The organism is Paenibacillus sp. sgz302115 (assembly GCF_056120445.1).
In genome coordinates this window covers 303,835-327,365 of the sequence record NZ_JBVYOK010000002.1, presented here as the reverse complement: position 1 = coordinate 327,365, position 23,531 = coordinate 303,835, and the positions used below count along the sequence as shown (strand labels likewise).

The following is a 23,531-nucleotide window of genomic DNA, read 5'->3' as shown; positions in this document are numbered from 1 at the left end:
ACCAAAAGAGGCTTTCTTCAGCAAACATAATAAAGAGCAGCCGGCTCAGAAGTTATTCTGGGCTGGCTGCTCTTTTGTTTTGCTAGAAGCGATTTAATAAGAAGCAAATGGTCACTTCCAGATTCTGAAGAATCTCATTAGCGACAAGCAATTCATCCTCAATTGAAACAACATCAGCCTCCCTGCATTCTGCGGTATTCGGTCGGAGATAAACCATTGCGCTTCTTGAACGCCTTGCTGAACTGGTAAACATCAGAGTAACCACAGGCTTTCGCTATATCCGTGACGGAATCGCCCGTGAACCGCAGGCGGCGGACGGCATGCTCATTGCGAAGCTGATCCAGGTACTCTTTGGGGCTGCAGCCGTATTGGGCAGCGAAAGTTCTGCGCAAATAGACGAGAGAGAACCCGGTCTGTTCCGCCAATTCGGAAATGCGAAGCTCAGCGGCAAATCCCGTGTCCAGTTTCTCTTTGATCCTGCGAAGCGCTGCTATTATTCCTTCCTCGCCGCTGTGCCGCCCCCCTGCTTCTGCTGCTTCGTGTACCTCCTGCACCAAGCGATACCAAATAGATTTCAAGCGTGCCTCGCGCATGAGATCCCCAGGTACCCATTCTCTCTCCGCTTCCCTGAAAAGTCCCCCGATCTTTCCCATACGCCCACTCTGTAAAGGCAAAAGAAATGGTAACCGCAGCCGTTCAATGGGCTCCGGAGCATCCCATCCATGCTCACTCTTCCTAAGCGAAGCACAATCGAAGAGCACCATCGTCATTCGAAGGGGCTGCGACTCGGAGGACTTCATGTAGAGATGCAATCCAGGCCAAAGGTACACCAATGTGCCTCCCTCGACTTCCTGGTCCCCCTCCTCGGAACGGAAAATCCCCTTTCCGCTATAGATGTAATAAAAGGTATGTCCGGATACTATTTGCCGTATATCCTCCCAGCCCGGCAGTGCCGGCTTGGCGAGTACCCAATGTATATGCACCACCATATTTCCCAAAGTATATTCCATATGTCTTCCTCCAATAAATCCTTTGTATCATTTATGATAAATGATTAGGATTGTTTTTGCTATTGTCCCTATATTGCGACCAATGCTACACTCCGAACATAAGGTCATGAATTATAGATGATCTATGAGAAAAAACATTGGAGATGATGATTGTGATCCGGACGTTTCAGCAGCATCGACTTCGGGAATGCCAATTACTTGACGGATTATGGGATTTCGTTTTTGACAAGGATGATATCGGGTTGTCTGAAGGGTGGCACACCAGGTTCCCTTCCAGCCACGATCGTATGCCTGTACCGGCCTGCTGGAATAATGAGCTTGGCAAGTTCAACTACGAAGGGGTGGCTTGGTACCGCACTTGGGTAACGCTCGAGGAGAGCAGCCATCTCCGTCTCCTGTTCCACGCCGTGCTGGGACATGCCGATGTGTACTGGGACGGAAACCATCTGGGATACCATTACGGTGGATATACCCCTTTTGACTTTACGATCCCTAACGTTACTGACGGGGTTCACGAACTCATCGTCCGCACGGACAGTACACTGGAGAGCAATACGATTCCATACCACATTGTGGACTGGTTTCATTACGGTGGCATCATCCGGCCCGTGGAGGTTCAACTCCTGCCTGATGTCTCAATCGAGAGTATGCGTATCACCTATGACATGACAGGAGATTCCAGTGCTGACATCCGGGTCAAGCTGAAACTCCGCTCCATGTCGGATGCACCTGTCGAAGTGCCCGTAGCCCTCTATCGGAACGGGGAAGTATTCCACATGCAAACCGTTTGCCTTCCTGCCAAGGAAAGCGTGGAACTGAGCGTGGAGCAACCCTGGTCGGGACTCCAGCGATGGGAACCGGAGGATCCCGCTCTTTACTTGATCAGAGCCGTAGCCGGCCAAGACGACCGGGCAGACCGCATTGGGTTCCGTACCGTGGAGACCCGGAACAAGAAAATTCTGCTGAATGGCAAGGAGCTGTATCTTCAGGGAGTTAACCGCCACGAGGAACATCCGGAATGGGGTTTCGCTTTTCCCAACAAATTGATGACCAAGGATCTTGATATTATCCTGCAGATGGGGTGCAATACCGTACGCGGGTCGCATTACCCCCAGAGCGAATACTGGCTCGATCTGCTGGATGAGCGGGGCGTGCTCTTCTGGAGTGAGATTCCGATTTGGGGCGCCGCATTCCCGGCGGAGGCCACAGATGATCCTCTCTTCGTACAACGGGCGTTAACGATGATGGATGAGATGATTGAACGGGATCTTCACCATCCCTCGATCCTGTTCTGGTCTGTTCATAATGAAATTGATACACGCTCCAAGCAGGCCTATGAATTGTCCATCAAGATGACAGAGCTCGTTCGGAGCAAGGACCAGTCAAGGCTTGTGTCTTATGCCACTATGCACCCCATGACAGACATCTGCCTCGGACTATTCGACGTCATCGGAATTAACTATTATGGCGGATGGTATTTCGGACATGCCGAGTTCGGGGAGATGCTTGAGACCTTTCATGAGCGCTGCAAGGAATATGGAGCTGAGAACACCCCGGTGCTTATGACCGAATTTGGCGGAGCAGGCGTAAGCGGAGACTCCGGCTGGGAACCCCGTCTATTCAGCGAGGACTACCAAGCCGATTTGCTCAGCAAGTCCCTGAAGCTCTTCCGGGCCGACCCAAAGATTAGCGGTACTTACGTTTGGCAGTTTGCAGATACCAGAGCCGACCTGCAGAGTGAACGCCCCCACTTTAGGGACCGCGCACGTTCCTTTAACAACAAGGGGCTGGTCAACGAATATCGCAAACCAAAGCTTGCCTATCGCGTCGTCAAAGGTATTTACAACGGCCAGAACGATCCCTACGTCTGGGGCTCCACGCTACAATGATCCTATATGGGTTATCCCAAGCGGGATAGCCCCTCCCTCGCGGGAGATAGACACCCCTTCTTTTGTCAGCGAAACACCTAGTCCGCTCAATGCTTCTTCCGGCGCAGGAACAGCACTGGTATCTGCCGTCTCCCCGCATATCGCGGATAAAAGCAGATGGCTTCCCGGCTCCAGATCAGCCAGCAGCGTCGGCAGGACCGTTCGGGGATATAGAACATTGGTATTAACATTCAGATATACCAGCTCTGCCTTAGCATACCCTTTCAAGCCATAGATACTGCTTCGGCCAAGAGCATTCTTGACCGACATTCCCAGTTCGCCAGATCTCTCAATGTGCTGATCTTGTCTGGCTTCAATGGAATAACCACCTTCGGCAGCGGTAAGAGGCCGTCTGGTCTCAATCCGGTGAATGCGGACATGCCACGGCAGTCCGGCAACAATCCATGTTTGGACCTCTACATCAGGCCATGGACGCCATTTGGCGTAAAGCACATTGCCGGAAATCCGGGTTTCTTCATTTTGCCGCCGTACACGGAACAACTGATCTTGTTCGCTAAGTGCCAGCATGGAATCGGCCGCAGCCTGCTCAAGTCCCCATTCCGCCCTAGGCACACTGAAGCCGAATCGGGTTGAGTAGACGAACTTTTCATATTTGGCCGGAGTATGTGTATGTGCGTTACTCGATAAATGCCCGCTGTTGAATGCCGCCACATGACCCGACTCCTTATCCCGGCAGACCACAAGATGCGGCTCGGACTGTACGGAGAGGACGGGCCGCTGCGGCATATCTTCCTCTACTGCCTTCCAGAAGACGGAATCTTCCGCAAGCGCCAGCACCAGAAAGGTTTTAAGCGCCCAATACGGCGAGCCTGGTGCATTATAATTTTCCGCCATCACCAGATTGGGATAGGCATAGCCTACGGTGAGTACGCCGGTCCTGTCAAAAATGGGCTGTTTAAACCACCAGCGAAGATTACGCAGGATAAGTCCTTTCACCACACCCGGCGTCAGCGTATCTGAACTCAAACCGGCATAGGCAAAGGCGCTCCAAAATGCGGACTGTGCAAAACGGTAAGACAAGCTTCGCCCATAGGGCAATGCTGAGCCGTCCGAATCAAACCAGTTCACAAAATCCCCGGCAAAAAGCAAAGCCCGCTCCTTATAGTTGGAGCAGCGTTGAGGGTCCTCCGCTTCCATCAGCTGCAGATAGATTAGAGAATAGAAATGAATCGCAAACGGAACATAATAGTCACTGTGACCGCCAAGGCCGTCGCTGTACCAACCGTTTCCGAGGTAGAAATCGTCGATGCGCTGTAAATTCCGTTCCACCTGCTCCGCATCGTATGGCTCGCCGATCCGGCGAAAACCAAGGTTGACCATGACCTGAAAGAAAAGCCAGTTGCAATCGTGGCAGGGGTGTACGTTAATCTGATTGAGCCAGTTGTATAGATTGCGGCGCTGCTGAACATCAAGCGGGTTCCAGATTTTCTCCGGTATAAGGCACAAAGCCAAGCCCATCGCTGCCATTTCGACAAGGCGCTGGTCGTAGTCGCCGGCTTCTCCCCAGTACTCTTCATGGACAGGGTTCGTCCCGTTGATCATTCCCCGTTGATAAATCTCCCATAGCTCCTCATCTTCTCCGCCGCCCGCCAGATGCGGAACCAGCCCCCACAATATACGGGAAAAACCCTCCATATCGGCAATGCTTTGCGCATGTCCGGCACCGGCGCCCCTGATTTCCAAACGGGCTCCGCCTTTGCTGTACAATTCTTTCAGCGGAGCCGTCAGCTGCTTGAACGCTGTCTGCAAATCCTCTTTTGTCCTTAACGCATTTTCACTAACCGGCTGCTTCATAACCATGACACTCTTTCCCCCTTTTTTATTCCCAATAGAACGGGCCGCAATCTTTAAGCCGGGCAAGACCTTCGATAAAGAAATAGTCTCCGTAAATCAGCGGGACATCAATATTGGCCCCCTGGGGATAATTGCTTGTCCCATGCAACAATAACCCCTCTTCTTTGTCATTGCTCCAAGCTCCATACGTTTCGTAAAGTGACTTCACTATCCGTTCACCGCGCGTGCGGTAGAAGGCTCCTTCCGGGCCGCCCGTTTTATCCCCAAGCAGCATAAGGCCGCTGGCAGCGCAAGCGCTGGCGGAGCTGTCTTTGAACTTCTGCAGCGGTTCCGGTGCGCGGAAATCCCAGGGAGGCACCTGATCGTCCGGCAAGCGGCTTAAGAAGAAATTGGCTGTCCGGTGGGCAGCGGTTAAATACGCCTGCCGGCCAGTATGATGATAGGCAAGCGCCAATCCGTATATCGCCCACGCCGAACCGCGCGACCATGCCGACTCCGGAGCGTATCCCTGGCCTCCCAGCGCTTCTATTCGCTCACCTGTTTCAGCATCAAAATGGATGATGTGGCAGACTGAGCCGTCCTCCCGGATAAAGTGCCGGAGCACAGTGTCCATATGTGCGTTCGCGATATGCGCAAACCTTGGATCGCCGCTTATTCGTGCGGCCCAGAACAGCAGCGGTATATTCATACAGCAGTCGATAATGGCAATGCCTTCGTTGCGCTCACCTTCCTGCCAGGGATTCCAGGCCCGGATATAGCGGCCATTTATATTAAAGCGGGCAGCAAGGTAATTGGCTGCCTTCATCGCCCGGATACGTGAAATCTCGCTGCCGGTCAGCTTATAGTTCGCTACACTCGTCAGCGTCCACATGAAACCCAGATCGTGATCCAGCCTTACGTAGGCGTCCAGAACCTTATCCAGCCTTGCTTCGCATTCCTCAGCTGCCGCTTTCATCTCAAGTCTGCCGCTCTCTCCGTACAGCAGCCAAAGGATGCCTGGCCAGAACCCGGCGGTCCACCACTCCGGTCCCGCCAGTTCATACACGCCTCCTTTACTCGCATGGGGGAACCCCGATCCGATTCGGCGCAGATTCCTCATAGTCTTTTCCACCGATTTTCTCCATGCTTCCTCTACCCATAACCGTTCATCCATGCAACGTCTCCATCCTTCCCTTATGTGAGGCTAATGGAACAGCCGCCAAGGCTGCTCCCATGGCGGCTATCCTTTGTTCTGATTATTCGGCTTTAAACGCCGCCTGCTGTTGTTCATAAATATCGTAGAAGTCGCTCCAGGTCAATACATTGTCCTTCTCCTTGCCCCACCATTCCTTGTACCAGCTCACAATTTCCGCACCACCGCCAGTTTCCCATTGCTTTTCCGCGTCAAGAGCAGCTTGTTCTATAGTATACTTACTTCCACCGATAATTGCTCTTGTATAAATATCATGTACAGCAGTTGTCACATTGCTGAATTTCACCTGAAGTTCCTTCGGCAGCTGCGGCATATGCTCGGAGTGGGTCAAGCCTTCGCCTACCGGCAGATCAGTCATATACGTATCAACCGCTTCCCGGAACAGACGCAGAGCTTCTTTCTGGGCAGGAATCGCTTCATCGAACTGGGTTTCGGCGTATCCATATTTGCCTTCTTCCAGACGGCTGTAAACCATGGAGAAATCGCTTGCCCAGCTCACTTCATTTTTGTATTTCTCCTGATCAAGAATAACCGGCTTGCCGTCCGCCTCCACTTTATAATGCTCGCCTTCGATGCCGTACCGGAACGTGCGTCCGGTTTCCGGTTTGACCAGAAAATCAATGTATTTCATAATGGCTTCAGGGTTTTTGGCCCGGGCATTCACAACGGCAGTCATTTGCACCGGATTGTTCCAGACCGTAGTGAATTGCCCTGCGGAAGTTTTGGGAAGAGGAATGACCTTCAGCTTGGATTCCGGCACATTTTTCATAAGAGTATCCAGTTCGCGGGAAGCGAAGCCCATATAATCGTTCGTCATAAAGGCATAAATCCCGATTTTACCGTTCAGGAAATCCTGTTTCGATTTGGACCCGTCTTTATCACTCAAAAAGTCTTTGTCTACGACGCCGGCTTCGTACAATGCCCGTTTAAACTCCGCTTCCTTCTTCAGACGTTCGGGACCTACCTGAATTTCGCCATTCTCATCCTGATTGACCCAGTTGGCATTGAAGATATACCGGAACAACCCGGCATTGTCGCCGAATTCAAAACCGCCCACCCCGTAAGTATCGTCTACACCATTGCCATCCGGGTCCTGCTCGGTAAAGGCTTTGGCGACAGCCAGGAATTCCTCCTCCGTTGTTGGAACCTTCAGTCCCAGCTTCTCCAGCCAATCCTGCCGGATGAACACGCTTACGAGCGGGTAAACCTCATTCATGCGGCCGAATTCATACAGCTTGCCGTCCGATTTGATGCCCGCTTGCCTGAGCTGCGGATATTTCTTGAGCAGTGCCTTGTACTCCACACTGTGCTGCTCAATGAGATCATCAAGCGGCATCAGCTGTTTTTGGTCAAACAACTGATTGCGAATACTGGTGCCGAATTCGAAAATAAGATCGGGCGCGCTGCCCGAAGCCAGGAGCACATTCAACTTGGACTGTGACTCCCAGCGCGGAACCGCTACAAATTTCACATTGGCCGGGCCATGTTCATTGATCCATTTGGTCCACATATTGTCTTCGATGGTTCCCATCCCATTCGGAACCGATCCCCGGTCATAGATGGTGGAAGAAATGCTTGCCCGTTCCTTAGATCCGGAGTTATCTGTTTTTCCTGCCGCCGTCTCTTTATCGCTTGAGCATCCGGCCAGCATGCTTCCCCCCAACCCTGCAATTAATATGAATTTAGGCAGTTTATTGAACCAGCTCATCATGAATCCCTCTTTCTTGTAATGTGATTAATGTGATTATGGAAATGTTCGGCCCGTTAACCTTTAATAGAGCCAAGCATAACGCCCTTTACGAAATACTTTTGCAGCAGCGGATACACAGCCAGGATCGGGACAATCATGACAATTACGGCGGCAGAACGTATCCCTTCCGGTGTCATAGTGGCCAGCATCGTAGGATCGGCGAAGTCCTGAATCATTGTTGTAGATTTGATCATATTTTGCACCAGCACTGTCATATTGTACTTGGCGGTATCATTGATATAGATCATGACGCTCATAAAGGAGTTCCAATAAGCGACCCCGTAAAACAGCGCTAAAGTGGCCAGCATCGGCTTGGACAGCGGCAGAACAATCCGCAGCAGGATACCCATTTCACCGCAGCCGTCAATTTTAGCCGCTTCGTCCACCTCGCCCGGCAGCTGCTCAAAAGCAGAACGCATCAGCAGCATATTGTAGGTGCTGACGAGACCGGGCAGCCACAGTGCCCAGTAGTTGTTCACAAGGCCGAGATTCTGTACAACCAGATAGGTAGGAATAAGCCCGCCGTTAAAAATCATCGTAAACACCATGGCTAAGGTAAAAAAGCGGCGGCTGTAAAATTGTTTTCTGGATAAGGGATAAGCAGCCAGGATCGTAACCAGCATGCTTAATGCTGTCCCGATTACAGTAATTTGCACACTGTTCCAGAAGGAACGCATAATCGGAGTCCCTGTAAACAAAGATTTAAAGGATACAAAGCTGAACTCTACCGGCCATAACGTCACCCGGCCGCTTGCAACCGCATCTGCTCCACTGAGAGATACGGCAACAACGTTAAGAAGCGGAGTTATGCAGCTTAGTGCAATAATGATCAACAAAACGTAGTTCATAAAGTAAAATAGCTTTTCGCTTCTGCTGTCCCGCATCGGGCTTCCTCCTTACCATAGACCTTGATCAAATTTGCGGGCGATAAAGTTGGCTGTGAATACCAGGATAAACGCCACTAATGATTCGAATAAGCCCATTGCCGTCGTCAAACTGAACTGCGCACCCTGCAGACCGATCCGGTAAATGTAGGTACTGATCACATCGGCAATCTGGTTCACATTTGAATTCTGAAGCATAAACACCTGATCAAAGCCGACTTCCATTACCCGGCCCATTGACAAAATCAGCAACAGAATAATGGTTGGACGGATGCCGGGGAGTGTAATGTGCCAGATCTGCCGCAGCTTGCTGGCCCCATCCATTCCGGCCGCTTCATACAAGCTGGGATCAATGGAAGATAGGGCAGCTAAAAAAATGATGGCGTTAAAGCCCATATCCTTCCAAATGCCCGATCCGACAAAAATGACGATCCAGGAAAACTTCTCATACATAAATGGATAAGCTTCGCCGGCGATTTGTTCGACAATCCGATTGACCATTCCATTCTCCATGGCAAACGCCGTAGTAACCAGCATGGCAATAATTACCCACGATAAGAAGTGCGGCATATAGACAATGGTCTGGACCGTTCGTTTAAAGGCCATGCTGCGCACTTCATTGAGCATGATGGCTAAAATAATGGGAATTGGAAAACCCACCGCCAGACTCAGCAGGCTGAGCATCAATGTGTTGCGAATAATCTCCAGGGTTCGGGGATCCTGAAACAACATTTCAAAGTAATGAAAACCAACCCAGGGACTGTTTATAATCCCGTCATAAAAGTTATAATCCTTGAACGCAATCACCAGCCCGCCAATGGGTGCGTACCGGAATATAAGGTAGAACAAAATGACCGGAGTGAACATAATCAACAAGGGCATGTTCATTTTGAAGCGTTTCCATTTAGGCCCGCTCAGTTTCCCCTTCGCTTCTAACCTGTTAGAGTTCGCGGCTGCAGCCGCATTCAATATCTTCATCCTACACCTCTCTCATCGTGTTGCTCTTTTGTATATTGGATATACATTGATTTTACCGTCAGCTTACAATCAGAACATTTAAAATCCTACAGTGTTTTTTTGAAATTCTACACACAAAATAACCACCTGGCTTTAAGAGCTAGGTGGTTTTAAAGATGTTTTTCTTCGAAAATCCCGCGGTGATTCCCCCGTCATTTGCTTAAAGACAACTGTAAAATAGCTGGAATTATCGAATCCGACCTGCTCGGCAATTTCCGTCATTCTCAGGCGGCTGCGCTGCAGCAATATTTTCGCTTCCTCAATCCGCAGCTGCCCGACGTAATTCGTAAGACCGATTCCGGTCTCTTTCTTGAACAAATTACTGAGATAATTAGGCGTTACATGTACATGCGCAGCAACAGTCTGCAGCGAACAGTCACTTTGATAATGGCTTTGAATATATTGCTTAGCTTGAAGCACTACATTATCCTGCTGCTTATTCAGCCAATGCCTAAAAATGTCTATAAACTCCGAGCATTTATCTTTTGCCCAGGACAACAGCTCCTGCACCGACTGAAATTCGAGGATCCGGGAAGGGTTAAGCTCCTCACCGGAAGCGACCGCGTTTACATGTTTGAAGTCTGTCAGCAAAATACTTGAAATAACAGTGATCAGTGTGTAAATTCTCGTTTTGCATGCCTGCAGTTCTAATGACGCCGCCTGATTCACATATTCCGTCAGCCTCATCTCTACCGCAGGCAAATTACTGGTGACCAGCAGAGACAGCAGCTCCTCCTTGAGCAGGGCAAAGCCGTCCACGGTTGCCAAATCTCCCGCTCTGCCATCCCCGTGTCCTGAATGAACCTCGTATTGCTTCGCCAGTTCTTCGAACCGCCGTACCACACCTAGTTCAAGCCAACTCGTCTTAAGTCCGATGAACCGATGCAAAGATTCCTGCACGGATTTGCGGTATATCCCCCCCGCGGTGCCGGGCTTCAACATGAAAGCAAATGCTTCCTTGCGCAAAGGAAAATAAAGACCCTCTACAGGATGACTCTGCAGCAGCTCCTGCAAAATATTCGTTACTGCATAATGGAGAAGGTCGATATCGCTTGAAGTATAATTTTTGCCCGGCAAATCATAGCCGTGAATCTGCAGGATGCAAAAATCCGCTTCCCGCCATTGCTGCTCCCAACTCTCTCTCAGCGCACGTTCACAAGGCAGACCGAATAACGCTGCGCGGAACAGCTCTGTCTGTTTCTCCCGTTTTGCGACCCTCATTCTCAGCTGCTTCAGCCGAAGCTCCTCATATGCTTTTTGGAAGACACGGTAAGCTTCATCCAGCGAAAAGGGCTTAAGCAGAAACTCCACAGCCCCATACCGCAGCGCACGCTGGGCATATTCGAAATCGCGGTAACCCGTCAAAATTATAACTTTGATGTCCGGATGGAACCGGGATAGCCATTCCATAAATTGAAGCCCGTCCATCACCGGCATATTGATATCGGTTATGATTAAGTCCGGCTTGTATAACTCTGCCGCCCGCATGGCTTCTTCTCCATCAGACGCTTCACCGACCACTTCCCAGCCCAGCTGGTTGCTGGTGATCAATTGTACCAGACCTTCACGAAACCAAATTTCATCATCCACGACAAGCAATTTACCAATCAAGCCTCTTCACTCTCCAGCAGCCGGTATGGCAATTTCATACGTACCAGCGTTCCTTCGCCGGGCACCGACTCAAATTCGACTCCATACGGAGCGCCGTAAGCCAACTCAATACGCCGGATGACGCTCCCCGTTCCAATACGATTGCGTTTATCAATTGCAGGCTCTGATGACGACGGATGCAGAATCCGTTCGATCATTTCCGGTGTCATCCCGCTGCCATTATCGCTGATCTCCAGAACAAGCACCGGATCGGCAGCTTCCCCCATGTACTGAACACAGCCGGTAATCCGCAGCCGGCGATCTGTTTTTTTATTACGGAAGGCATGAATGAAAGCATTTTCCACAATGGGCTGAATAAGCAGCCTGAATACGCGGCATCCCATGATCTCCTCGGGAATATGAATGTCGGCGGTAAGCGAACCAGGGTAACGCTCCTTCTGAATCTCCAAATAATTGTTAATCTGCCGGATCTCATCCCGCAGTGTAGTCATCTGCTGAACAGGCTCCAGTGTATATTGCAGCATTTCCGAAAGGCTGTTAATAAGGCGGGCGGACCTCTCATCTCCAAGCATATAGAATTTCCAGAAGAACATACCCAGAGTGTTATAAAGAAAATGCGGGTTAAGCTGAGCCTGGATCGCCTTTAATTCGGCTTCTTTCTCATTAATCTTGCGCTCATACATTTCATAGATCAAATTCTCGATATGGGCGGTCATGTTGTTGAAGCTCTCTCCCAAATAACCCAGTTCATCCTTGCTCCGGATTTGAATCCGGGTATCGAACTTTCCTTCCCGCACATGCCTCATTCCCCGCACGAGATTGCCCAGCGGACGCAGCAGCATGCGGCTTATCACCGTAATAATAATACTGAGGCTGACAAGGCTCGCCAGTGCCGAAGCAACAGCTACCTGCAAAATCACTCTGCTGCCGCTTTGAATTTGCGCCAGGGACACTTTGCTCACCAGCGTAAAGCCAACTTTCTCAGACTCCTGCCTTGTATACATGTAGGAAACGCCATGCTCTTTGCGCACCATATTTCCCGCCGCCGGCATATCTGCCAGATTAGGTACCCCGGGATTGTCTGAACCGTTTAAAGAATATACAAGCCTGCCTTCTCCATCAAATAGATAAGCTTCTGTATCCTCATGAATGCGCAAATCCTTCATATGGGATTCAAACAGCGAATTGTTGAATAAAATAAGCATGATCCCGTAGGTGTCCAGATCAAGCGTACGCATAAGCCGGCCGGCCAATACAACATTGGCGGTACTACCCTGCAGGAAATCGCTTTCAACAGCCCGGCTCCATACATACTCCCCGCCGGTTGGTGCAAGTCTCGACAACATATCGTCCAGAAATGAACTTCTAAAACTATTGAACCGGCCTGAAAACGAACCCAGGTTAAGTATATTCCCCTTTAAATCATAAATACGGATGCCCATAATTTCCGGCGCATCCAGACGGACTTGATAAATCTCCTTATCCAGCATCTGCTCGAGCTTCATCCGTTCATAGGAGCTGGACTGTTCAGCCTGTTCCATGACCGCCTGACTGACCGACGGATTCAAGGTGATATAATCTGTTATCCGGTACATATCATTGACTCTTGAATCCAGTTGGGCAAGAATTTGTTCTGTGGTCATATAATATTGGCGGCTGATCTCTTCATTGAACAACGACAAATGGATGCGGTACGTTATGATGCCAGTTATGCAGGAAATAAGAATACTGGCAGCCGATAAGGCAATAATCAGCTTCGTGCTGAACTTGAATGTTCTTCTAAACGTCCCCCGCCTGTTGTTAGTCATATCCACCCTCCGGCTCAAACAGCTCTATTTCCTGTTATGAAGAAACTAAGGCTTAGTATACAAAATAACCTATGAGCCAGACAACCGCTAAACGCGTCTACCTCATAGGTTAAATTCATATATTCTATGAAATGCAGATAATTCCTCACACTAGCAGTATAAGCATGAATTGCTTCAACTTCTCAATTTAAATGTGACATATATTCAAATGCTGTTGTTCCATATACACCCTTAAAGTGCTTGTTCAAATGGGTTAAGTCAACAAAACCGCATGCAGCGACTGCTGAATAAATATCTTTATTCTTTACAATTAAGCTCTTGGCGCGTTCAACCTTGCAGTTAAGAAAGTATTGGTAGGGTGAAATACCGGTATGTGCCTTAAATAACCGGATAAACTGAAATTTTGATAACTGCAGCTCACTGCTGATCTCTTCAAGTTTAAGAACATGCTCCAGGTTGGCATGAAGCATTTCCTTTGCTCTGCGAATCAGCACGTCTTCCTTCTTATTATCAGTCGAGAGCTTAGTCTGAACGAGGCTTTCTGTAAGGGACAGGAATAATTCACTGCACAATGCTTCGTCTTTTCCGCTTAAAATTGCCTCGGAAAGGCTTAATATTCGTTGTTCAAGCCGGACATCATACACAATTGGGGCTGAAAACCGCGGGATATCCTTTTTTTCTATGACTTCCGTAAGCAATTGGGGCTCGATATACAGCATGACATAATCCAGCCCCGTCATATCATATGCCATTCCATCATGGGCCTGTTCCGGATTAAAGAGCATAACACCGTTCTGATAGGATAATTGTAAACTGCCTGCCAGGTTATACTTTTGAATCCCGCGTAACGTAACTCCTATGGCATACTCCTGATGAGAATGCTTTTTATACGTAAAATCAGTCATAGTTGCTGACAATGCGGTAATGCCGGCCGATTTTTTATATATAAATTTGTTCATTCCATTCACCTCTTCATAAGCTTCCCTACATCCAAATCATGATAGCAGCGTAAACAAGAGATAGCGCCATTAATACATTAACCGTCTTGTTATGCTTCTGTAAAAACGCCTTGAAGATCGTACCGAATAGCACCCATGTAATAAATGCTAGAAAGCCAATTAATGTAATAGCTATAATACTTACTGTCATCGCAGTGCTTGAGTTATAGCCGGGCATAATAAAAGCCGGAATTACAGTTAATGTAAACAGAACAACCTTTGGATTAAGAAACTGCATAAGGAAGCCAGACAAAAAGGTAGCTGTTTGCTTATCACCCGGGTTTGATACATCCATTTTGTAAATCAGGTAAGCAAGATAGAGCATATAACAGCTTCCGATGATCTGCATCACAATAATTATTTTCGGCATGAGCGAGATGAGGATCGTATTCAACATAGCGGAAATAACCAGCAACAAGCCAAAGCCAATCGTTGCCCCATACGTATATTCCATCGCTTTTTTCGCTCCGAGATTATGCACAGTAGACAATATGACGATATTCGTAGGCCCAGGTGTAAATGTAGCAATCACACAATAAATCAAAAAAGATGCAATATCCATGAGAACCTCTCTTTCCGGGTATTCTCATATATTACATCTTAGTTTGGAGGGCCTATAGTATATTATTGCAGAGACTGAACAATCTCATCAATAATTTCCTTGCAGGTATTAATTTGTTTGATTCCTCCCGCAGCGGGAGAGATGCTCAATGTTCCATTAACTAAATCACCTTCTAAAATGCCTAATTTAATTCCATCTTTATAATATTTTAAGGCTTCATCTTTCTTACCGTTCTTTAGAAGCTCGTAAGCTTTTTTTCCTGCTTCAGTTGGAATCGTTCTTTCATTTGCACCCTCTAATTCCAGAAGATCTTCACTATTTACGTTTAAAATAGCCTGCTTGGCAACCATACTGGCAGGATTCTCATGCGCAGTTATAAATCTTGTCCCCATGTAAACACCTTCTGCTCCCATCGCAAATACAGCTTTGGCACCTTTTCCGTCAACAATCCCACCTGCTGCAATAACAGGGATTTTAACAACGGACGTAACTTGGGATACTAGAGAAAATGTACTAATATCGTGGCTGCTAATATGCCCTCCTGCTTCTCTTCCCGTTACAATCAAGGCATCTACTCCTAATTTGTCTGCTTCAATCAAACTCTGAACAGTTGGATTAATTGGTCTATAAATAATTGTAAAACCATGTTCTTTCAATTTCTTAACTTCACTTCCGATCATTTTAAAGCCGATTGCAACAACTGTTTTTACGTTTTCTTCTACAAGCACATTGAATAACGCTTCTGTAAAAGGTGAGTTTTCATTCTCGTTACGAGGAAAGATGTAATTCACCGCGAACGGATTATTTGTTAACTCTCTAACTTTTTGGATTTCCGTCTTAAGATTTTGAGTGAATTCTTCAAGACTGGTAGAGGGTTTGTTTTGTCCGGCGTTTGGCCCTAGTACTCCCATCCCCCCGGCATTAGAAACAGCAGCAACAAATTCAGCGGAAGTAACCCAGTTCATAGCTGCTGAAATTACAGGATAGTCAATACTTAATAACTTTGTGATTCGATTATTCATATTAGAACCTCGTTTCTTTTGGATGAATTGAGCAAGTTGTTGACATCTCATATAATAGAATTAACCCCCCATATTTAAAAGTAGGCAATAAAAGAGGAGTAAGTATCATTTTATGTACTATGGACAAGAGAGGACTTATTGATATGACTAGAATATGCAAAGATGGCTTTCATAAAGAATTTATAGAAGAATACCCTATAATATTTGGTATGTCGTATACTCAACATGTGCTCTCTGGACGCTGGAAATTTCTTATTCTGTGGTTTTTAAAAACAAAAGAACTGCGTTTTGGTGAGATCAAAGCATTGCTCAATGATATTTCACAAGGGTCACTGACCAAGCAATTACGTGAGTTAGAACAGGATGGCCTGGTACACAGGAATGTTTTTGCAGAAGTACCTCCCAGAGTGGAGTATTCACTGACACCAAAAGGACGGGAATTTCTGCCCATCCTGGAGATGATGGAGAGCTTTGGAGCGAAGTTTGGGAAGACCATTAATTAAGAGGTGCGCTGTATGCCATTTAATCGAAACGCGGAGAATATCATGATCAGAAATAAAAGCAAGATAAAATAGGGAAAAACGTATACCCCTATTTGTTGGGCCATAATGCCGAATAGTGGCGGGATAAAAGTTATGCCTATATATGAAGCAGCCATTTGCGTGCCCATCATAGAGTGAGAAAGATCTTTACCGAAATTAATTGGTGTCAGATGGAGAAGGTTTGGAAATATTGGTCCATTACCAAATCCTATAAAGAACAAGGCAAATGCCGGAACATATGAAGCGAATGGAAGCATAAGTAAAATTATAGCTACAAAAACGATACTTAGTCCTGTGCAGATTAAACTCCAACTTGATAATTTGTTAGCAAAGATACCCGACATCAATCTTCCAAGCGCCATACCGCTGTAGTAAATAGTGATGATTTTTGCAGCATCTTCTGCCGCCAAGCCTTTTCCGTTCACAAGGAAAGTGCTGCCCCACACTCCGGCCGTATATTCAATTGCACATGAGCTTATAAGAAATAACCAGACAGCCCTTGCTGCAGGTAACTTGAATAGTAAAGCAATACTTACTGTTTTGAAGTTCTCACTATCAGTTTCATTGTTATAAAGTCTGACCTTTTTCCACATAGGTAATGAAATTATAGTGATTAATGCAATAAAGCCCTGTATAAAGGAAACTGTACGATAACCGCCTCTCCAATCGTTATCTCCAGAAAGTGCTATTGACATCAGATATGGACTTAAAGAGACACCCAAACCATAAAAGCAATGTAGAAGGTTCATGTGAACGGCTTTATAGTTAAGAGCTACATAATTATTAAGGGCTGAATCTACGCTGCCTGCTCCAAAGCCTAGAGGGAGAGCAAACATACAAAGCCATAATAAATTTGGAGCAACAGAAAAGCCAAACAATGCTATAGCGGTCATAGAAACACTAACTGCTGTAACCATTCCAGTTCCAAACTTATTAATGATCTTTGCAGAAAACAAACTTGAGATGATTGTACACCCGGAGATTGCAAAAGTGACAAACCCTGCTGAAGATACTTGTAATCCAAACTCTGCATAAATAGCTGGCCACGCTGTTCCAAACAGCGAATCAGGCAGCCCCAGACTGATGAATGCAATATACACAATAATTAATAACATTGTTGCCATACACGTTGTCCTCCAGTATTACCATATTTCTATTTAGTATTGAGCTATTGCATAATATCACGTTTTCTCTTAATATTTCTTGTAATATAGCCTGAAATTATTGCACAATATCACCCGAATCGGAGATCATCTAGAATGATAAATATCGTTAAGACAGATAATCAGCTCCGTGAAATGACACCGCATGGATCAAATGAATTTTCTATAGAATATTACTTGGACGATACAGAAACATTCGGCAGTAATAAAGTAAATCAGCATTGGCATAGCGAAGTTGAATTTGCAATCGTTCAGAGAGGCACAGCGATATTCCAAATAGACAACAATTTAATACCAATTAGCCAAGGAAATGGAATTTTCATTAATTCAAAATCAATTCATGGATATGAAGCAACTGGAAGGACAATTATTCCCAACATTGTTTTCTCTCCGGAGATTGTTTCAGGAAGGAATCAAGTCGTTTACCAAAAATTCGTGGAGCCGATTATAAGTTCAAAAATCACCTATCTGATCTTGTCAGAAAACGTAGATTGGCAAAATGAAATGCTGAAAAAGCTTCATGACGTTTTTGGTTTTATGCAATCTGACAATGAAACCAGAGAATTGGATGTACAGCAAACCATAACTTCTATTTGGCGGATTCTTTTTATGAACCGTTCTAACTGCATTCAATCGTCTCGAACTACAAGCATCTCCACACAGGTCAGGTTAAGGTCTATGCTGATATTCATTGGCAGCAACTATTCCCGGAAATTAAGCCTCGCCGACATCGCATCCGCGGCAAATGTAAGCAAGAACGAAGCATTGCGTTGTTTTAGAGAAGAAATTGCAGTTTCTCCAATGGACTATCTAATGAAGTTTCGTTTGGATAGAGCTACTAAACAGCTCTTAACCACTGACTGCACAATATCAGAAATATCGGCCTCCGTTGGTTTTGAAAGCTCAAGCTATTTCAATCGCATATTTAAACGGACATATGGCATCACGCCAACAACCTTTCGAAAAAAAAAGTACGCCGAAGCAGATACGCAAATCGAGTAGGAGAAGGTAGTGGCCTCCCGTCTCCGGGTAGAAGGGCCACCCAACTGGTGACCCAACCTCCACAGAACCCGTCGTGCGGATTTCCCGAACCGGGCTCCACGACCTAATGCTGGGCGTACAAAATAAAAAGCCTGTAGCGGTATGCTGCAGGCTTTTTACATATTGTAAATTCAATTTTCTCATGTGATGAAACATTAAAGCTGCAAAAAACAAGGCTGAAAATCCTTATTTAATTAGGATCATGACTCACCAAAGTTGAAAAAGAAGTTCCAAAATGTATAACAACACCCATAATGGCTCACAGAAAGTGAGAAATTCTCCAAACAGAAAAATGTATAATATACATATTTTTCATCAAGATGTAGCACCAATCATTCCAACTGATTATTTTTGTCTTATCATAAGACAAAAATATAGCCTCCACACGTTGAATATGACTGAGAAGGGATGGATACAGATTTAGCAGTTCAGAGTTTTTGCACCTGGACAAGATTATGCGATAATATTTCAGCCGATCAAGTGGAACTAAACGGGAGACAGTATTGAACGACATCGCCTGTTACATCAAAATCATGGAAAACGAAGGGAGCATTTAAACAAAAGTAAGTTGAAACCAACTACGCAGTGGCCTTGTCTCTCGTTACCACCGCGCGGCGGTTTTATATTATATAGAGAAGCCGAATTAAAAATAGCGTCTTACTCTATTCATGTAGCTTACATACTCGCTCCCGAAATTTTTGATACACCATCTTTCTTCCGAAAGTATAATCCAGTGTGCTGAAATTTGAAAAATAAGTAGAGTGATAAATAGCAGCATTGAATTCGTTAAGACGGCACAGCCCAAAAAATATATGAAATACCCTATATACATTGGGTTACGAGAAACCTTATATATGCCGTTTGCATTTAACCCGCTCCGGTTAGGCTTTGCAAAGGCAATCGTAGAAATTATAAGAACAATAATGCCTAAGACGTAGATAAACAAGCCCATCGAGAACTTTGGCGGCTTTGTTTGTACCTTCAAAAAAAGCGGAGCTGTTCATCCTTCCCAATAGACCAAACCTTATGAGAAAGACCGGGATGACTAATATAAACGCATTCACTATGCCGCCTCCCTTTCCTCACCTCATTTTGAGACAATTAACTGCAAATCTCACTGAACAAAGATCCTAATATTTTTATTCCATGCACCATTGAAAGCAGCGTCCCGATAATAGCTTCTCCCCCGTGTTCTATATAGCTCGGGATCGCCCATAGTCAAAGATACGTAGCTATATCATTAATAGACCCAATCCTATAAATAAATGCTGTACGCAGTTGTTTTAAGTCATGTTCGCTCTCCCGCATCAGCACTCAATTGCTTACATAAATTAAAAGCATCGCGATTTCCTGCTTCAGTCTATTAATGTATAATGAGCAATATTATTATTGTTAATTGAAGGAGCACTGTATGAAAACCCGTAAATGGACATTCGCTATTGTCCTGATCATTGTTATGTTCACGTTGCTGTTGCTGCAATTTAGCAGCTCGTTGCTAAAGATTCATAATCTTGTTAAACCGTTGCAGACTCATTCATCGACCGGAACCGCCCCGATTCACATCGTGCTAATTTCTCAAGAACTTGAGAATTATTCATGGCGAGCAATCGAGCAAGGGGCACGCAAGGCTGCAATCGCTTACGGAATGGAGCTGGAGTATATCGGACCAGACCGCATAAATCCCGCCGAGCAAATCAGATTACTAGATAAAGCTATCTCAGCCAAGGCCGATGCTATCCTGATTCAAGGAATTAATGATCCGAAATACCGCCAATTAATCAGCAAAGCGACAGACTTGGGTATACCAGTGGTTACCGTGGATACAGATGAGCCTGGTTCGAAAAGGTTGGCTTATGTAGGAACAGACAATCTGGGCGCCGGTAAACAAATGGGCGAATTGGTGGTAAAAGCATCCGGGCAACAGGGGCGCATCGGAGTCCTGATTAGTAACGAACAAGTTGAGAATCAGAGGTTAAGACTTCAAGGCTTTCGCTCGGTCATAAGTCAGTACCCAGGACTTCAGATCATTGAAGTAGCATCCTCCAACATTTCGATGCTCCAAGCTGCACGAGTGGCGCAAAACATGCTTTCCCGTTATCCGCAAATTGGGTATATGGTCGGGTTCAGTTCTTCTGACGGTCTTGGCATACTGGAAGCGGTACAAAGGATCCGGCCAACAGGGCTGGAGATTTTCGCTTTTGATGATAAAACTGAAACGGTTGAAGCAGTCCAAGCGGGGGAAATTAAATTAACAATAGTCCAGCAACCTGTGGAAATGGGCTTTAAAGCAGTTGAACTACTTCATAAATACTTGCAGGGGATCAAGCCCCCAAGTCTAACTTTTACTGAAACATCCGTGCTTAGTGTCCCTTCATCTAGTAGTGAAACTGGGGTGATCGGAAAATGACGATACGCATGAAGCTGTTAATCTTCATCCCTCTCCTCGTTGTCCTTGCTAATTCCGTTGCTTACTTTGTGTTTCAAAGCGGGAAAATAGTACAGGCAAGTTATGATGAAATGATGGAACGCGTCCTGCTGATTGAAAGAACCACCGAGTCGGCTGATAGCAACCTCCGGCTGCTTTATGCTTATCTGGTCAATTCTGCGGATACTGAAGGGATTGATACGGCCGGGAATCAATTAATAACATTGCACAATCAAATCGAAAAAATGCCCAAACTTGCCTCCCCCACTCATTCATTTGACCCGGAGAGCTACATTAATTTACTGGCAACATTGCTGGAACAAAAACATTCAGCGATTGCGGCAGCACAGTCCGGAGAGCTTCAATCTGCATTCGATTATTATATGGAGACCGAAAAAACAGTTAGTTATATTCGTGAAACCGGCCAACAATTGGTTCATTCGGAGCTTACTTTTTATGGTCCTATCATCGAAAATATCAGAGCTGAAAATGAGCGCATGAATCGGCGCGGTATCGCACTGTTCGGAATGAGCACACTCATGGGCGTTTTGCTTGCTGTTTGGGTTTCACGGGGCATCACTGGTCCGGTAAGCAGACTGGTCAGCATGGCAAAAAAAATAGCTAAAGGAGATCTCAGGATAGAGCCTGAACCGCATAAAGAAGATGAGTTAGGACTGCTGTCTTATGCCATCCAACAAATGTCTGCTGATCTAAACGATTTGATCGAAAAAGACAAAAAGAGCCTGGAAATGCAACGCATTGTGAAGGAACTGGAACTTCAGGCACTTCAGAGCCAAATCAACCCTCACTTTTTGTTCAATACTTTAAATGTGCTGTCCAAGCTGGCTTTTCTGGAAGGAGCAGAGAAAACAAGTGATCTGATCATCTCCCTTTCCAATCTACTGCGATACAGCTTGCAAAAGCTAGATAAACCAGTTACCTTGCAGGAAGAGATTGCTCATATTAAGGAATATATCACAATTCAGATGACCCGTTTTCGTGATCGCATCTCGTTTGAAATTGACACTGATGCTTCTGCGTTACATGTGGCAATTCCAGCTCTCACGCTCCAGCCGCTGGTCGAAAATGCTTTTCTTCATGGTGTTGCAAGTATGGAACATGGAGCTGTTATCCGTCTTTTAATCCAAAGCACCTCCGAAGGAGTGTGTATTGTCTTGACAGATAATGGAGCCGGTATGCCGGAGGAGACACGGCTCTCGCTTCTACATTTCGAAGCAGAAACCGACCATAAAAACTCCACTGGTATTGGTACAAGCAATGTATTCAGAAGACTACAGCTTTTCTATGAAAGAGATGATCTTATCGAAATTGAAAGCAGACCCGGTAGAGGTACTTCAATCCTCATACGGATTCCAACCAAAACAGAAGGAGAGTACTCAAATGTACCGATTGTTGATCGCTGATGACGAACCACTTGAACGGGAAGGCCTAGAATGTATTGTTGAACGGTCGATGCCTGGAATATTCCACATTATACATGCTTCTAACGGCAGGATGGCAATCGAATTTGCTGAAGAGCATCGTCCCCATATTGCCATAATGGATATCAACATGCCCGGCATCGGTGGGCTAGAGGCTTTAAGGGAGATGAAACGCCGGCTCCCCAATACAAAATTCATTGTATTAACCGCATACGACTATTTCACTTATGCACAAGAAGCTCTTTCTCTAGGTGCAAAAGAGTACTTTTTAAAGCCCGCGAAACGGGAACAGCTCATCGAAGTTTTTCAACGGCTACTGAATGAAATTGAGCAGGAAAACCACTTAAGAATGCAGGAACTGGAAATGCGACATAAAGTTTCTCAGCTTCTTCCGCTTGCTGAAAATGAATTGGCATTAATGCTCATGCTTGACCAAACAGTGGATACAAACGCTGATCAGCTGTCGGAATGGCTCGACATCCCCCTTACCCGCGGTTGTGCAATAGTCGCCGCTTTTCATGGTGAAGCCTATATGCAGAAAAAAAACAAGATCTATGATTATCTCCGGAGCTTTGTCAAATCCCACAGTCCTGACTCTATTGTCAGTTCACTGATCAACCAGCATATGGTCATTTTTTTACACAAACCTACTTCCGTCAGTGAAACTAACTGGTACCAGAAGACGAAGCAACTGGCCGAGCAACTGTACGGAATTATAGAGCAGCACTTAGGTCTGAAAGTATCCATCGGGATTGGATCAACACACAGCAGAACCGAAGGGTTCCGCAAATCCTATTTTGAAGCAGTATTCGCCTCCACTATGTTGAATAAATTGGATAAGGCATGTCATTTCGACGACTTAAAACAACGTGACTCCCAACCTTATTCTTTCGGTACAGACGATATAGTAAACAATCAAACCCAACAATCCTATGTCACATTCGCTTTGCAGCGGATGCGCGAGCAACGCGTGGAGCAAACCCTAACTGTACTAGATAGGGCCAGACAATATATTTTGGAAAAGTTATCGGACGAATTGTCTCTGGAAGTTGTGGCTGATTTCGTTCACTTGAACCCCCATTATTTCAGTAAGATTTTTAAACAGCAATGCGGTGAAAGCTTTATCGACTATGTTACCCGCCTTCGTATTGAAAAAGCCATCTCTTTGATTAAGGCTGGACAATTATCCTTGAAGGAAATAAGCTTTGAAGTTGGTTACAAAGATCCCAACTATTTCAGTCGTGTCTTTAAAAAAATCACTGGCTTGGCACCTACTTCGTACAAGGATCAAAAATAGCACGGATGGATTTTTTTGATATCA

The 23,531-nt window shown here is 46.0% G+C and carries 19 protein-coding genes; 6 read left to right on the top strand and 13 right to left on the bottom strand.

The features are described from left to right. Positions 1 to 173: 173 nt before the first annotated feature. Positions 174 to 1,010 (bottom strand): AraC family transcriptional regulator, encoded by an 837-nt coding sequence (locus AC0LWN_RS06995; protein WP_474663845.1) that lies wholly within the window; start codon positions 1,008 to 1,010, stop codon positions 174 to 176. A 152-nt stretch (positions 1,011 to 1,162) separates the two neighbouring features. On the opposite strand from AC0LWN_RS06995, the gene AC0LWN_RS06990 reads away from it, so the two are divergent. After that, on the top strand, positions 1,163 to 2,899 hold the full coding sequence (locus AC0LWN_RS06990) for a glycoside hydrolase family 2 protein (RefSeq protein WP_474663844.1): 1,737 nt from the start codon (positions 1,163 to 1,165) through the stop codon (positions 2,897 to 2,899). On the opposite strand, the gene AC0LWN_RS06985 is transcribed toward AC0LWN_RS06990, so the two are convergent. The 10 genes from AC0LWN_RS06985 to AC0LWN_RS06940 all read right to left on the bottom strand — a co-directional run bounded on the left by AC0LWN_RS06985 (position 2,891) and on the right by AC0LWN_RS06940 (position 15,597). Continuing rightward, positions 2,891 to 4,759 (bottom strand): DUF2264 domain-containing protein, encoded by a 1,869-nt coding sequence (locus tag AC0LWN_RS06985; protein WP_474663843.1) that lies wholly within the window; start codon positions 4,757 to 4,759, stop codon positions 2,891 to 2,893. The genes AC0LWN_RS06990 and AC0LWN_RS06985 overlap by 9 nt on opposite strands. Positions 4,760 to 4,778: 19 nt before the next feature. Then, on the bottom strand, positions 4,779 to 5,906 hold the full coding sequence (locus AC0LWN_RS06980) for a glycoside hydrolase family protein (protein ID WP_474663842.1): 1,128 nt from the start codon (positions 5,904 to 5,906) through the stop codon (positions 4,779 to 4,781). 82 nt (positions 5,907 to 5,988) lie between these two features. Beyond that, on the bottom strand, positions 5,989 to 7,656 hold the full coding sequence (locus AC0LWN_RS06975) for an extracellular solute-binding protein (RefSeq protein ID WP_474663841.1): 1,668 nt from the start codon (positions 7,654 to 7,656) through the stop codon (positions 5,989 to 5,991). A gap of 53 nt (positions 7,657 to 7,709) precedes the next feature. Next, complete coding sequence (locus tag AC0LWN_RS06970; RefSeq protein WP_474663840.1) at positions 7,710 to 8,579, bottom strand: carbohydrate ABC transporter permease; 870 nt, start codon at positions 8,577 to 8,579, stop codon at positions 7,710 to 7,712. Between the two features lie 12 nt (positions 8,580 to 8,591). Next, on the bottom strand, positions 8,592 to 9,557 hold the full coding sequence (locus AC0LWN_RS06965; protein WP_474663839.1) for an ABC transporter permease: 966 nt from the start codon (positions 9,555 to 9,557) through the stop codon (positions 8,592 to 8,594). Positions 9,558 to 9,689: 132 nt separating this feature from the next. Next, positions 9,690 to 11,207 (bottom strand): response regulator transcription factor, encoded by a 1,518-nt coding sequence (locus AC0LWN_RS06960; RefSeq protein ID WP_474663838.1) that lies wholly within the window; start codon positions 11,205 to 11,207, stop codon positions 9,690 to 9,692. Further along, positions 11,204 to 13,015, bottom strand: a complete 1,812-nt coding sequence (locus tag AC0LWN_RS06955; RefSeq protein WP_474663837.1) for a sensor histidine kinase — start codon at positions 13,013 to 13,015, stop codon at positions 11,204 to 11,206. Before AC0LWN_RS06955 ends, AC0LWN_RS06960 begins: the two co-directional genes overlap by 4 nt. Before the next feature lie 182 nt (positions 13,016 to 13,197). Beyond that, positions 13,198 to 13,974: an AraC family ligand binding domain-containing protein gene (locus AC0LWN_RS06950; protein WP_474663836.1), complete on the bottom strand. Its 777-nt coding sequence runs from the start codon at positions 13,972 to 13,974 to the stop codon at positions 13,198 to 13,200. Positions 13,975 to 13,999: 25 nt separating this feature from the next. After that, a complete protein-coding gene (locus tag AC0LWN_RS06945) occupies positions 14,000 to 14,575 on the bottom strand; it encodes a LysE family translocator (RefSeq protein WP_474663835.1) in 576 nt (191 codons plus the stop codon). A 62-nt stretch (positions 14,576 to 14,637) separates the two neighbouring features. Continuing rightward, positions 14,638 to 15,597, bottom strand: coding sequence for an NAD(P)H-dependent flavin oxidoreductase (locus AC0LWN_RS06940; protein WP_474663834.1), 960 nt, complete (start codon positions 15,595 to 15,597; stop codon positions 14,638 to 14,640). A gap of 143 nt (positions 15,598 to 15,740) precedes the next feature. Between AC0LWN_RS06940 and AC0LWN_RS06935 the strand changes: the two genes are divergently transcribed. Continuing rightward, positions 15,741 to 16,100 (top strand): winged helix-turn-helix transcriptional regulator, encoded by a 360-nt coding sequence (locus tag AC0LWN_RS06935; RefSeq protein WP_474663833.1) that lies wholly within the window; start codon positions 15,741 to 15,743, stop codon positions 16,098 to 16,100. Here the strand turns inward: AC0LWN_RS06935 and AC0LWN_RS06930 are convergent. Continuing rightward, positions 16,097 to 17,263: an MFS transporter gene (locus AC0LWN_RS06930; RefSeq protein ID WP_474663832.1), complete on the bottom strand. Its 1,167-nt coding sequence runs from the start codon at positions 17,261 to 17,263 to the stop codon at positions 16,097 to 16,099. The genes AC0LWN_RS06935 and AC0LWN_RS06930 overlap by 4 nt on opposite strands. Positions 17,264 to 17,398: 135 nt before the next feature. On the opposite strand from AC0LWN_RS06930, the gene AC0LWN_RS06925 reads away from it, so the two are divergent. Then, positions 17,399 to 18,304 (top strand): AraC family transcriptional regulator, encoded by a 906-nt coding sequence (locus tag AC0LWN_RS06925; RefSeq protein ID WP_474663831.1) that lies wholly within the window; start codon positions 17,399 to 17,401, stop codon positions 18,302 to 18,304. 682 nt (positions 18,305 to 18,986) lie between these two features. Here the strand turns inward: AC0LWN_RS06925 and AC0LWN_RS06920 are convergent. Then, complete coding sequence (locus tag AC0LWN_RS06920; protein ID WP_474664156.1) at positions 18,987 to 19,175, bottom strand: methyltransferase family protein; 189 nt, start codon at positions 19,173 to 19,175, stop codon at positions 18,987 to 18,989. 579 nt (positions 19,176 to 19,754) lie between these two features. Here AC0LWN_RS06920 and AC0LWN_RS06915 point away from each other — a divergent pair. From AC0LWN_RS06915 to AC0LWN_RS06905, 3 genes are read left to right on the top strand one after another with little or no spacing between them, the layout of a single operon-like run. Further along, complete coding sequence (locus AC0LWN_RS06915) at positions 19,755 to 20,750, top strand: sugar-binding protein (RefSeq protein WP_474663830.1); 996 nt, start codon at positions 19,755 to 19,757, stop codon at positions 20,748 to 20,750. Beyond that, positions 20,747 to 22,192 (top strand): sensor histidine kinase, encoded by a 1,446-nt coding sequence (locus tag AC0LWN_RS06910; protein WP_474663829.1) that lies wholly within the window; start codon positions 20,747 to 20,749, stop codon positions 22,190 to 22,192. Before AC0LWN_RS06915 ends, AC0LWN_RS06910 begins: the two co-directional genes overlap by 4 nt. Continuing rightward, a complete protein-coding gene (locus AC0LWN_RS06905; protein WP_474663828.1) occupies positions 22,170 to 23,507 on the top strand; it encodes a response regulator in 1,338 nt (445 codons plus the stop codon). Before AC0LWN_RS06910 ends, AC0LWN_RS06905 begins: the two co-directional genes overlap by 23 nt. Positions 23,508 to 23,531: the final 24 nt, after the last annotated feature.